Below are 11,424 nucleotides of genomic sequence, written 5' to 3' on the forward strand. Positions count from 1 at the left end.
CGACGGGCAGGGACGGCCGAGGTCGGCCATCATCAGCTCGGCGGCGTGGGCCAGGTCCGGCGCGGTATTGAGCAGGGTGCCGTCGAGATCGATGACGACGGCCTTGATGGGGAGGGGGAAGCTTTTCATTTCTTGGGATCTAGGGGTTAGGGGCAGAGGCAAGGGACTAGGGGCTAGGATTTAGGGGCTAGGGAGTGAGCGGCCTTGGGCCGCGATCAATCAATAAAAAGTGAGGCGCGAAGCACAACGCCCCCTAACCTCTAGCTCCTATCCCCTAGTCCCTACCCCCCAATGCTCAAACCTTCGCCAGTTCCGCGCGCATCGCGGCGATGATGCTGTTGTAGCGCTGCGGGTCGCTGTCCTTGGCGGCGCCGAACACGGCCGAGCCGGCGACGAAGGTGTCGACCCCGGCGCGCGCCACTTCGGCGATGTTGGCGGGGCCGACGCCGCCGTCGATCTCGATGTTCACGTCAAGGCCGCGGTCGTCGATCATCTTGCGCACGGCGCGCGCCTTGTCGAGCACGTAGGGGATGAACTTCTGGCCGCCGAAGCCGGGGTTGACGCTCATCAAGAGCACCATGTCGAGCTTGTCCAGCGTGTATTCCAGCACGTCGAGCGGGGTCGCCGGGTTGAACACCAGGCCGGCCTTGCAGCCGTTTTCCTTGATCAGGCCGATGGTGCGGTCGATGTGCTCGGAGGCTTCCGGGTGGAAGGTGATGTAGGTGGCGCCCGCCTTGGCGAAATCGGGGATGATGCGATCGACCGGCTTGACCATCAGGTGCACGTCGATCGGCGCGGTGACGCCGTGCTTCCTCAGCGCCTCGCAGACCAGCGGGCCGATGGTGAGGTTGGGCACGTAGTGGTTGTCCATCACGTCGAAGTGGACGATGTCGGCGCCGGAGGCGAGCACGTTGTCGACTTCCTCGCCAAGCCGGGCAAAGTTGGCTGACAGGATGGACGGGGCGATGCGGTACGTCATGGGAAGCTCCGGGATTTTTTGGGAAACCCGGCCATTTTAGCAGCCCGCCGCGCCATTGCGTTACACTCCGCGCATCCCAATCCGTCGAGCATTCCCGTGGCCGAAGGCAAGAAATACCATATCAGCGTCAACGTCAACACGACCTACCTGGCCGAACAGAGCGATCCTTCGGCCGACCGTTACGTGTTCGCCTACACCATCACCATCGCCAACACCGGCACCGTGGCCGCACAACTGATTTCGCGCCACTGGATCATCACCGATGCCGAGAACGTCATCCAGGAAGTCAAAGGCCTCGGCGTAGTCGGCGAGCAGCCCTTGCTGCGGCCCGGCGAGAGCTTCGAGTACACCAGCGGTACCGCGCTGGCGACGCCGGTGGGCACCATGCGCGGCACCTACCAGATGGCAGCGGAAGATGGCAACAAGTTCGACGCCGAAATTCCCCAGTTCACGCTGTCGATGCCGCGGGTTCTGCACTGAGGCAGGGGTCGGAAGGCAGGAGTAAAGCGTAGCGCGGCGAAGCCGCACAGGCTCCCTGTATCCTATTTTTTCATCGTCCACCACACGATGAACAGCAGCAATCCGAGCGCGATTCCCGCCTCCAGCAGCAGCCAGCCCAGCCCCTGGGTCTCCATTAAACCCGTCTCTCCATTGCTATACTCGGCGCATGTTTTTGATGGGGCCATCTTCACCCGTGATGCTGTTACGCACAAGCCCGTGGCTGTTCGCCCTGCTGTTGTCGGCCTGTGCGGTGCAGCCGCCGGTGGTGCCGCCCGTTCCTCCGGCACCGGTGCCGATGCCGGCGCCGGTCCCGCCCCCCGCACCGCAACCCGAACCCGCTCCCCCCGCCGCTCCCATCCCCGTTCCGGCTGCAGCCTATCCCACGCTCAGACCGGTGGACTGGACGGCCGTGGCCTTCTGGCAGGACGACAGGGCCGGCGAAGCCTGGACTGCCTTCCTGCGCAGCTGCGCCACGCTCGGCAAGCGCACCGCGTGGCAAGCGGTCTGCACCGATGCGGCGGCGATGCCGCCTCCCGACGACGCGACCGTGCGGGCATTTTTCGAGCAGCGTTTCCAGCCCTATCAGGCCAGCCAGGAAGACGGCAGCACCGAAGGCATGATCACCGGCTACTACGAGCCCCTGCTGAAGGGCGACCGCGTGCGTAGCGCGCGGGCACGCTTCCCGCTCTACGCCGCCCCCGACGATCTCATCACGGTGGATCTCGCCAGCGTCTACCCCGAACTGAAAAACCTGCGCCTGCGCGGGCGGCTGGCCGGCAACAAGCTGGTGCCCTACCCCACCCGCAAGGAAATCGAGGCGGCCAACGGCAACGGCTTCAAGGGCAGGCCGATTGCCTGGGCGGAAGACCCGGTGGAGCTTTTTTTCCTGCAGATCCAGGGCTCGGGCCGCATCGAACTGCCGGACGGTTCGCACCTGCGCGTCGGCTACGCGGACCAGAACGGCCACCCCTATCTATCCATCGGCAAGCTGCTGGTCGAGCGCGGCGAACTGAAGCTCGAACAGGCCTCGATGCAGGGCATCAAGGACTGGGGCGCGAAGAATCCCGACAAGCTGCCGGAGCTGCTCGCCAGCAACCCCAGTTTCGTATTCTTCCGCGAACTGCCCAACGACCTGCCCGGCCCGCTCGGCGCGCTCGGCGTGCCGCTCACCGGCGGCCGCTCGATCGCCATCGACCCGCGTTTCATTCCGCTCGGCGCACCGGTCTTTCTCGCCACCACCCAGCCCAATTCGCCGCTGCCGCTGAACAAGCTGGTGATGGCGCAGGATACCGGCGGCGCCATCCGCGGCGGCGTGCGCGCCGACTTCTTCTGGGGCTTCGGCAACGCGGCGGGGGAACTCGCCGGCCGCATGAAACAGCGCGGCCGCATGTGGGTGCTGCTGCCGAAGGATTTCCCGCTGACCACCGTCCGCCGCTGAGCGCGGCGGCTGCGATCGACCGGCCTTATTCATCCCCGCGAGGGGGCAGCCGCCGCCCGCTTGACCTTTCCATCGTGGTAGGGTTTATGGTGTCAGCATCTGCCTCAACCGAGAATCCACGATGAACCCCTCCAACGCCTCCCCGCTCGCCGTCGGCATCCAGGGCATGACCTGCGCCAGCTGTGCGGCGCGCGTGGAAAAAGTGCTCCGGCAGCTGCCGGGCGTGACCGGCGCAACGGTGAATCTGGCGACCGAAACCGCGACCGTCACGGGCACGACCGATGCGGCGTCGGTTCAGCGCGCCATCGAGCAGGCCGGCTTCAGCGTGCCGACCGAATCGCTGACCCTCGACATCGCCGGCATGACCTGCGCGAGCTGCTCGGCGCGGGTGGAAAAAGCGCTCGGCAAAGTGCCCGGCGTACTCCATGCCAGCGTCAACCTGGCCACCGAGCAGGCGGCGGTCGAGGTGGCGCAGGGCACCTCAGCCGCCGCGCTGATCGCCGCGGTGGAGCGCGCCGGCTATGGCGCGCAACTGCCGCAGGCGACAAGCGCAAGCCCAGCCGCCCTGGCGCGCGCACTGCCCGACTGGTGGCCGGTGGCGCTGGCGATAGCGCTATCGCTGCCGCTGGTCGCGCCCATGCTCGGCAGCCTGTTCGGCGTGCACTGGATGCCGCCGGGCTGGCTGCAAATGGCGCTGGCGACGCCGGTGCAGTTCTGGCTCGGCGCGCGCTTCTATCGCGCCGGCTGGAAGGCGCTGCGCGCCGGCAGCGGCAACATGGACCTGCTGGTGGCCGTCGGCACCAGCGCGGCCTATGGCCTGAGCGTATACCTGCTGCTCACGCGCGGCGACCCGATGCATCTGTATTTCGAGGCCTCGGCGGTGGTGATCAGCCTGGTGCTGCTGGGCAAATGGCTGGAGGCGCGCGCCAAACGCCAGACCACCGAGGCCATCCGCGCCCTGCAGGCCCTGCGCCCGGCCACCGCGCGGGTGCGCCTCGACGGCATCGACCGCGACATGCCGATCGACGCGATCCGGGTGGGCGATCTGGTGGTGATCCGCCCCGGCGAGCGGGTGCCGGTCGACGGCGAGGTGATCGAAGGCGAAAGCCAGATCGACGAATCCATGCTCACCGGCGAGTCCCTGCCGGCCGACAAGCAGCCGGGCGATACGGTGACCGGCGGCGCCATCAACGCGCACGGCGTGCTGCTCGCGCGCACCACGGCGGTGGGAACCGAGACCACGCTGGCGCGCATCATCCGCATGGTGGAAAACGCGCAGGCCGCCAAGGCGCCGATCCAGCGCCTGGTGGACAAGGTGAGCGCGGTGTTCGTGCCGGTGGTGATGGGAATCGCATTGCTCACCTTTGCCGGCTGGTGGGCGCTGGGCGGCGACGCCGAACAGGCCATCCTCAACGCCGTCGCGGTGCTGGTGATCGCCTGTCCCTGCGCGCTCGGCCTGGCCACCCCCACCGCCATCATGGCGGGCACCGGCGTCGCCGCGCGCCACGGCATCCTGATCAAGGACGCCGAAGCGCTGGAACTGGCGCACAAGGTCGACACCGTGGTGTTCGACAAGACCGGCACCCTCACCGACGGCACCCCGCACGTGGCGGCCTGCCTGGCGGCGGACGGCCACGACGAAAGCGAGGTATTGGCCATTGCCGCCGGACTGCAGGCAGGCAGCGAGCACCCGCTGGCGCGCGCGGTACTGGCGAAGCACGCCGCTTCCGGCAGCGCCGCCCGGCCGGCACGCGCGCAGCAGGCGCTGCCGGGGCGCGGCATTGCCGGCGAAGTCGACGGCACGGAATACTGGCTGGGCAATCGCCGCCTGATGAGCGAGAACGAGGTCGCCACCGCCGCGCTCGACGCCGCCGCGGCCGAACTGCAGGCCGCAGGCCGCACCGTGTCGTGGCTGGCGCGCGCCAGCGACCGCCGCGCACTCGGCGTGCTGGCCTTCGGCGACGCCATCAAGCCCACTGCCGCCGCGGGCGTGGCGCGCCTCAAGGCGCAAGGCATCGCCACCGTCATGCTCAGCGGCGACAACCGCGGTGCCGCCGGGGTGGCGGCCCATGCGCTCGGCATCGACAACGTGCTGGCCGAAGTGCTGCCGGCGGACAAGGCCGCGCACATCGGCCAGCTCAAGACCACGGGCGGCACGGTGGCGATGGTCGGCGACGGCATCAACGACGCCCCCGCGCTCGCCGCCGCCGACGTCGGCATCGCCATGTCCTCCGGCAGCGACGTCGCCATGCACACCGCCGGCATCACCCTGATGCGCGGCGATCCGGCGCTGGTGGCCGACGCCATCGACATTTCGCGGCGCACCTACAGCAAGATCCGGCAGAACCTGTTCTGGGCCTTCGTCTACAACGTGGTCGGCATTCCGCTCGCCGCGGCGGGCCTGCTGAATCCGGTCATCGCCGGCGCGGCGATGGCGTTTTCCAGCGTCAGCGTGGTGAGCAACGCGCTGCTGCTGCGGCGCTGGCGTCCCGCCGGGGACGCGCGATGAACATCGGCGATGCCGCCCGCGCCAGCGGCGTGTCGGCCAAGATGATCCGCCATTACGAGCGCATCGGCCTCATCCGCACCAGCAGCCGCACCCAGGCGGGCTACCGGCAATATCACGAACGCGACGTGCATCTGCTGCGCTTCATCCGCCGCGCGCGCGATCTCGGGTTTTCGCTCGACCAGATCGGCCAGCTGCTGTCGCTGTGGGACGACCCCGGCCGCGCCAGCGCCGACGTCAAGCGCCTGGCCGAAGCGCACATCGCCGATCTCGACGCCCGCATCGCGGCGCTGACCGAGATGCGCACCACCCTGACCACGCTCGCGCAGGCCTGCCACGGCGACCACCGTCCCGACTGCCCCATCCTGCAAGGCCTGGCCACCCCGCCCCCTGCAAGCTGAACCGGCTAACGCGGCCGTCCTTCCCAGTCGTACTCCACCTCGATCAGCACCTGCGCGCGCACCGGGCGGCCGCCTTTTTGCGCCGGGGCGAAGCGGGCATCGCGGAACGCCTTCAGCGCAGAATCCTCGAACATGCCGGGCGGAACGGCGCTCACGACATCGACGTCGCTGACGCGGCCATCGGCCTCCAGCTTCAGTTGCAGCCGCACCTTGCCGGACAGCCGCTGACGGTCGGCGGCGCCGGGATAGTCCGGCACGATCTCGCGCAAGGCATGCGGAGGCACATCGACGTCGCGCACACTGTAATAGGTAAGGTCGACTGCGCTGCTGATCGTCACGCCCGGCAGCGGCGCGGAAGCGGCCGGGGCAGGCGGGGGCGCAGCGGATGCGGGCACTGCGGGTTGCGCTGCGGTGGCGGCCGGCGCGGCTTGCACGGGAGACGGCGCTGCCGGCACGGCCACCGGCAGCCCCTCCGCCGCCTCGCCCGGCGCAAGCCGGGGGCGATCCTGCACGGAGTCGTCCGGCGCCTCCGCTGCGGGCGCGAGTGGCGGCACGTCCACAGCAGGCAACGCGGCGCGCGGCGACTCCAGCCGCGCCTCGATCACCGGCGCCCCCGTGTCCACCGCCGACGGCGGGGCCACCTGCACCAGCGCGATCAGCGCCGCATGCAGGCCCAGCGAAATCCACACGGCTGCCAGCGGCCGCCGCAGCCGCAGCGGGATCACCGGTTCGTCGAGGGAAGCGTTCACCGGCAGCGAGACCCGCCAGGGTATTCATGCCCGGGAGGATGTGCACAGCCCCCCGGGTACGTTTTGACTGCGCGGCAAACCGGAGGCACTGGCCTAGAATGGCGGCCAGCAAAACACCCGGAGAAGACCATGAAAAGACTCGTCATCGCGGGCGCCATCTTAGCATCGGCGCTGGGCGCGCCGGCCTTCGCCGGCGCCGTCGAACTGAGCAAGACCATCATCCAGGCCGCCGACGGTTCCGAGGTGCCGGTCGAGATCGCCACCCCCGCCGGCAAGGGCCCGTTCCCGCCGCTGCTGTTCATCCACGCCAAGCGCGGCTACGAAGGCGACGAACGCGCCCACGTGCGCGAACTCGCCGAGCAGGGCTTCCTGGTCGTCGCGCCCGACTGGCAGAGCGGCCGCTTCATCGAGCGCTGGCCGTCGGCGCACAATCCCGACACCGAACTCGATGTGGAAGCCGGGCTCGACTATCTGAAATCGCTGCCCAACGCCTGCAAGCAGCCGGTCGGCATCGTCGGCCTGTCGCGCGGCCCGTATTACGCGATCCGGCTGGCCGCCAAGCACGGCAGCGACATCGCCGCCATCGTCAGCTATTACGGCCACATGCAGAATCCCAACGCACCCGAGCCGGACCAGCTGTTCCGCATCGCGCCCGAAATCATGCAGCTGGCCACACCGATTTTGTATCTGATCGGCGAGCAGGATTACGAACTGCGCCGCATGAACGGCGGCCGCGCGTTCTATGCGCTGTGGGAGCGCGGCGTGCCGGTCGAATACCAGGTCTACCCGATGGCGCGGCGCGCGTTCGACTTCCGCCCCGACCAGACGCCGGAGGAAAAGATCGCCACGCGGCATGCGCGCGAGCGGGCGAAAAACTGGCTGGCGCAGTGGATGAAATTGACGCCGGAGATGCGGTGCCAGTGAGAAAGGGCCCCACGACGCCGACGCGGCGGGATCGCTGTCCGAGCGCATCGCGCTGATGGCCGGCGGCCCGCGCGCCTTGCCCCGCCATGCAGGTGCGGCTAGACTCTCGGGGTTGCTTTCTACCGCCTGTTTCGTGAATTCTCCCCGCCCTGCCTGCCATGCCGCGCCGACGTGAGCCCCGCCCCGCGCCCGCGCTGGAACTGAAAACCACGCGGCTCGCCGGGATACAAGTCATCCTCAACAGCGCCGAGCACGCTGCGCTGGACACCCATCTCACCACGCTGTTTGCGGCGACGCCGGATTTCTTCGGCGGCGAGGCGGCCGTGTTCGAGTGCGGCCGCCTGCCGGCCGACGCGGCATCGCCCGACTGGGTCTGGCTGGCGCAGGAATTGAAAAACCGGGGCTTGAATCCATTCGCGGTGCAGAATGCGTCGGCCGAACTGGCCGCAGCCGCCACCCAGGCCGGGCTGCTGGTGCTGAATCAGGCCGCACCGGCACCGGCTGCCGCCGTCGCGGCGGAACCCGAGCCCGAAGCCGCCGCGCAGGCCGTTGCGGCCAGCGTCCCCACCCGCATCATCGACAAGCCGCTGCGCTCGGGGCAGCGGGTGTACGCGGCGGGCGGCGACATCGTGGTGCTGGCCGCGGTCAATCCCGGCGCGGAAGTGATCGCCGACGGCAGCATCCATGTGTATGCCCCGCTCAAGGGGCGGGCGCTCGCCGGCGCGCGTGGCGACACCGCGGCGCGCATCTTCACCACGCAGCTTGAAGCCGAACTGGTGTCGATCGCGGGCGTGTACCGCACCTTCGAATCCGCACCGGACGCCGCCGTGGCAGGCAAACCGGCGCAAATCCGGCTGGCCGACGCCAGCCAGATCGTCATCGAACCTCTCCATCCCCAGTAAAAAAGGAAGCGCTGTGGCAACCATCATCACTGTGACCTCAGGCAAGGGCGGCGTCGGCAAGACCACCACCAGCGCCTCGATCGCCAGCGGCCTTGCGCTGCGCGGCTTCAAGACAGCCGTGATCGATTTCGACGTCGGTCTGCGCAACCTCGACCTCATCATGGGCTGCGAACGCCGCGTGGTGTACGACTTCGTCAACGTCATCCAGGGCGACGCCAACCTGCATCAGGCGCTGATCAAGGACAAGCACGCCGACAACCTCTTCGTGCTGCCCGCCTCGCAGACGCGCGACAAGGACGCGCTCACCGAGGAAGGCGTGGAGAACGTGCTGAAGGAACTCGCGCACCAGGGCTTCGACTACATCATCTGCGACTCGCCCGCCGGGATCGAGCACGGCGCAGTGGTGGCGCTCACCTTCGCCGACCAGGCCATCGTCGTCACCAACCCGGAAGTCTCGTCGGTGCGCGATTCCGACCGCATCCTCGGCATCATCCAGTCGAAAAGCCGCCGCGCCAGCGAAGGCCGCGAGCCGGTGAAGGAACATCTGCTGGTCACCCGCTATGCCCCGAAACGCGCGGTGGAAGGCGAAATGCTGACCTACACCGACATCCAGGAACTATTGCGGATCCCGCTCCTGGGCGTCATCCCGGAATCCGAGGCGGTGCTGCAGGCCTCCAACCAGGGGATCCCCGCGATCCACCAGAAAGGCACGCCGGTGGCCGACGCCTATCAGGATGCGATCGGCCGTTTCCTCGGCGAGGAGCATCCGCTGCGTTTCGTCGACTACGAAAAACCGGGCTTGATCAAGCGCCTGTTCGGAGGCAAGTAAGATGTCCTGGCTCACCCTCATTTTCGGCGAAAAGAAACCGACCGCCTCGGTTGCCAAGGAGCGCCTGCAACTCATCATCGCGCACGAACGCGCGGGACTCTCCGGCCCCGACTTCCTGCCCGATCTGCAAAAAGACCTGGTCGCGGTGATTTCCAAGTACTTCCCGATCGATCCCGCCGGCATCAAGGTGGGCCTCGAGAAGCAGGGCAATTACGAAGTGCTGGAAGTCAACATCGTGCTGCCCGAGGGGCGCTGACCGGCAGCGCCGCTCAAGGCTGGCGACGGGAGCGACTGCCGCCCGCTAGGTCATAGCGGAATTCGCATAGGCATGACCGCCGCGGCCGCGCTTGGCCTCGTACATGGCGGCATCCGCCAGACGGATCAGCGCATCGGGGTCAGCGTCGTCGTCGGGATAGAAGGCGATGCCGATGCTCACGCCCACCCGGCACGCATGGGAACCGATCTGAAACGGATCGCCCAGTATCCGGGCCAGCTTATCCGCCACGCTGCCGGCGCTCTCCCGCTCCCGCACCCCGGGCAGGAGCATCCCGAATTCGTCGCCCCCCAGGCGCGCCAGCACATCCCCCCGGCGCTTGGTGCTTTCCAGGCGCGCCGCCACCTGCTGCAGCAGCGCATCGCCGACGTGGTGGCCGAACTGGTCGTTCACCTGCTTGAAGCCGTTGAGGTCCATCATCAACAGGGCAAAACCGCCATTGTGCCGATGCTCTCCCGTGGTATGGCGCTCCAGACAATCCTGGAACTGGGCGCGATTCGGCAGCTGGGTCAACGGATCGGTGCGGGCCAGATGATCGAGGGTGTCGTAAACGTCCTGCAGGGCATGCAGTTCCCGGATCGCCCCGGTCGGCACCAGGTCTTTCCTGCCGGCCTCGCCATGCTGGCCGTAGCGCTGCAGGCGACGCAGCAGGTCCGTGATCGGCTCCAGCATCGTCCTGCGCAGCACCCGGTACAGCAGCATTGCCACCGCCAGGGTCAGCAAGGCGGCCACCAGCAGGATATTGCGCCGCGTCTCGCCAAGCTGGCCGCGCAGGGCCGCGACATCGCTCAGCATGGTCAGCCGCAACACCTCGCGCCCGCCGCCGTCCCGCAGCGCATAGTCCACCTCCAGGGCGCCATGATCGCTGCCCGCCGCCGGCCATGACGCGGATCGATACAGTTCGCCGCCCGTCACCGATTGCATGCGCAACGGCATGCCCAGGGTCTTGTCCAGGCCGACCAGGCTGGGGGAAGGGTCGACCACGACCTCAAGATAGCCGCGCAGGAACAGGCCGCCGACCGGCACGATCAGGCTGTGCAGCGGCAGCGGGGCGGCGCACAGGGCGGAGAGGGATTGCAGGCGCTGCGGGCCGCGGCGCCGTTTCGCCGCCTCCAGCACGCCGGGGCAGGCGGCCTTTTGTGCGGAAGCCCCGCGCACGCCCTCGCCGGCCTCGGCGAGCAGCCTGAAGTCGGAGCTGAACAGCCGCAACTGGAGCAGCCGGATCTCGCCGGCGGTCACAAAATACTGATGGAACTGGTCGTCGAGCAGATGATTGACGGCGGAATAGTCGCCCGCCTTCAGCAACCGCTCGAAGGTCGGATCGCTCTGGATGCTGAGGCCCAGGGAGCGGGATTTTTCTTGCAGACGTTCGATGCGCTCGCCGACCGCCAGCCCCACCAGGCCGCTCAGGTCCTGACGCTGATTGTCCAGGGTGAGGCGATGGTAGATCTCGCCGGTCACCAGCGCCAGCGACATGCCGAGCACGCCCATTGCCAGCACCACCAGGCCGCTCAGTACGCGCAGGGTGATCGGGCGGCGCAGCATGCCGCTACTGCCGCAGGAAAGGATAGTCTTTCTGCTTCCACTCCTCGAAGCCGCCGCGGAACCAGTACAGCCTGCGGTAGCCACAGCCTTGGGCGATCCTGATCGCGATCACGCTGCGCCCGCATTTGACCCCGTTGCAATAGAACAGGACCGGAGTGTCAAGCGTGGCGATGAAATCGCCCAGTGTCGCGCAGGCGGTCTGGGTGTCCGGCAGACTGATCGATCCCTGGATATAGCCTTGGCGCCGGTCCACAGCCATCCGCGAATCGATGACGACCAGCCCGGGCAAACGTTCGGCCAATTCGATCAGGCCCTCGGCATTCAGCGTGGTCACGCCGGCGATGGCGTCCGGCACCGCGATTTTCCCCGGCGGGGA

12 protein-coding genes and 1 pseudogene are annotated in these 11,424 nt (G+C 68.1%); 8 read left to right on the forward strand and 5 right to left on the reverse strand.

Features of this window, described 5'->3' with window-relative positions; all coding sequences use genetic code 11:
• A pseudogene (locus tag BGO62_RS09905) lies at nucleotides 1–129 on the reverse strand (phosphoglycolate phosphatase); the annotation flags it as partial.
• A 166-nt stretch (nucleotides 130–295) separates the two neighbouring features.
• Nucleotides 296–979, reverse strand: coding sequence for a ribulose-phosphate 3-epimerase (gene rpe / locus BGO62_RS09910; protein WP_296641873.1), 684 nt, complete (start codon nucleotides 977–979; stop codon nucleotides 296–298).
• Nucleotides 980–1,075: 96 nt separating this feature from the next.
• Between rpe and apaG the strand changes: the two genes are divergently transcribed.
• The 4 genes from apaG (at nucleotide 1,076) to cueR (ending at nucleotide 5,825) form a co-directional block, all read left to right on the forward strand.
• Nucleotides 1,076–1,459 (forward strand): Co2+/Mg2+ efflux protein ApaG, encoded by a 384-nt coding sequence (gene apaG / locus BGO62_RS09915; RefSeq protein ID WP_296641878.1) that lies wholly within the window; start codon nucleotides 1,076–1,078, stop codon nucleotides 1,457–1,459.
• A gap of 217 nt (nucleotides 1,460–1,676) precedes the next feature.
• Nucleotides 1,677–2,918 (forward strand): murein transglycosylase A, encoded by a 1,242-nt coding sequence (locus tag BGO62_RS09920; protein WP_296641879.1) that lies wholly within the window; start codon nucleotides 1,677–1,679, stop codon nucleotides 2,916–2,918.
• A 121-nt stretch (nucleotides 2,919–3,039) separates the two neighbouring features.
• Nucleotides 3,040–5,427: a heavy metal translocating P-type ATPase gene (locus BGO62_RS09925; RefSeq protein ID WP_296641881.1), complete on the forward strand. Its 2,388-nt coding sequence runs from the start codon at nucleotides 3,040–3,042 to the stop codon at nucleotides 5,425–5,427.
• Nucleotides 5,424–5,825: a Cu(I)-responsive transcriptional regulator gene (cueR, locus tag BGO62_RS09930; protein ID WP_296641885.1), complete on the forward strand. Its 402-nt coding sequence runs from the start codon at nucleotides 5,424–5,426 to the stop codon at nucleotides 5,823–5,825. Before BGO62_RS09925 ends, cueR begins: the two co-directional genes overlap by 4 nt.
• Nucleotides 5,826–5,830: 5 nt before the next feature.
• Here cueR and BGO62_RS09935 read toward each other — a convergent pair whose 3' ends face one another.
• The gene (locus tag BGO62_RS09935) at nucleotides 5,831–6,574 is read right to left on the reverse strand and encodes an energy transducer TonB (protein ID WP_296641888.1); all 744 of its coding nucleotides are present in this window, start codon (nucleotides 6,572–6,574) and stop codon (nucleotides 5,831–5,833) included.
• Between the two features lie 129 nt (nucleotides 6,575–6,703).
• On the opposite strand from BGO62_RS09935, the gene BGO62_RS09940 reads away from it, so the two are divergent.
• The 4 genes from BGO62_RS09940 to minE all read left to right on the forward strand — a co-directional run bounded on the left by BGO62_RS09940 (nucleotide 6,704) and on the right by minE (nucleotide 9,485).
• Nucleotides 6,704–7,498 carry a dienelactone hydrolase family protein gene (locus BGO62_RS09940; protein WP_296641890.1) on the forward strand — a complete coding sequence of 265 codons (795 nt, stop codon included), beginning with the start codon at nucleotides 6,704–6,706 and terminating at the stop codon, nucleotides 7,496–7,498.
• A gap of 158 nt (nucleotides 7,499–7,656) precedes the next feature.
• The gene (minC, locus tag BGO62_RS09945) at nucleotides 7,657–8,400 is read left to right on the forward strand and encodes a septum site-determining protein MinC (protein ID WP_296641893.1); all 744 of its coding nucleotides are present in this window, start codon (nucleotides 7,657–7,659) and stop codon (nucleotides 8,398–8,400) included.
• A 13-nt stretch (nucleotides 8,401–8,413) separates the two neighbouring features.
• Nucleotides 8,414–9,229, forward strand: coding sequence for a septum site-determining protein MinD (gene minD, locus BGO62_RS09950; protein WP_296641896.1), 816 nt, complete (start codon nucleotides 8,414–8,416; stop codon nucleotides 9,227–9,229).
• Nucleotide 9,230: 1 nt separating this feature from the next.
• Nucleotides 9,231–9,485, forward strand: coding sequence for a cell division topological specificity factor MinE (minE, locus tag BGO62_RS09955; RefSeq protein WP_296641899.1), 255 nt, complete (start codon nucleotides 9,231–9,233; stop codon nucleotides 9,483–9,485).
• 45 nt (nucleotides 9,486–9,530) lie between these two features.
• On the opposite strand, the gene BGO62_RS09960 is transcribed toward minE, so the two are convergent.
• The gene (locus tag BGO62_RS09960; protein WP_296641902.1) at nucleotides 9,531–11,048 is read right to left on the reverse strand and encodes a GGDEF domain-containing protein; all 1,518 of its coding nucleotides are present in this window, start codon (nucleotides 11,046–11,048) and stop codon (nucleotides 9,531–9,533) included.
• 4 nt (nucleotides 11,049–11,052) lie between these two features.
• On the reverse strand, nucleotides 11,053–11,424 hold a 372-nt coding region (locus tag BGO62_RS09965), incomplete at its 5' end, for a rhodanese-like domain-containing protein (protein WP_296641905.1).

The sequence above is a fragment of the Thiobacillus sp. 65-1402 genome (genome assembly GCF_001897685.1).
Classification (GTDB): Bacteria; Pseudomonadota; Gammaproteobacteria; order Burkholderiales; family Thiobacillaceae; genus Thiobacillus.

Excerpts from the sequence above, each read along its gene's own strand:
- rpe (WP_296641873.1), bottom strand. The coding sequence starts at position 979 with ATGACGTACCGCATCGCCCCGTCCATCCTGTCAGCCAACTTTGCCCGG.
- BGO62_RS09920 (WP_296641879.1), top strand. The coding sequence starts at position 1,677 with ATGCTGTTACGCACAAGCCCGTGGCTGTTCGCCCTGCTGTTGTCGGCC.
- BGO62_RS09925 (WP_296641881.1), top strand. The coding sequence starts at position 3,040 with ATGAACCCCTCCAACGCCTCCCCGCTCGCCGTCGGCATCCAGGGCATG.
- cueR (WP_296641885.1), top strand. The coding sequence starts at position 5,424 with ATGAACATCGGCGATGCCGCCCGCGCCAGCGGCGTGTCGGCCAAGATG.
- BGO62_RS09940 (WP_296641890.1), top strand. The coding sequence starts at position 6,704 with ATGAAAAGACTCGTCATCGCGGGCGCCATCTTAGCATCGGCGCTGGGC.
- minC (WP_296641893.1), top strand. The coding sequence starts at position 7,657 with ATGCCGCGCCGACGTGAGCCCCGCCCCGCGCCCGCGCTGGAACTGAAA.
- minE (WP_296641899.1), top strand. The coding sequence starts at position 9,231 with ATGTCCTGGCTCACCCTCATTTTCGGCGAAAAGAAACCGACCGCCTCG.
- BGO62_RS09960 (WP_296641902.1), bottom strand. The coding sequence starts at position 11,048 with ATGCTGCGCCGCCCGATCACCCTGCGCGTACTGAGCGGCCTGGTGGTG.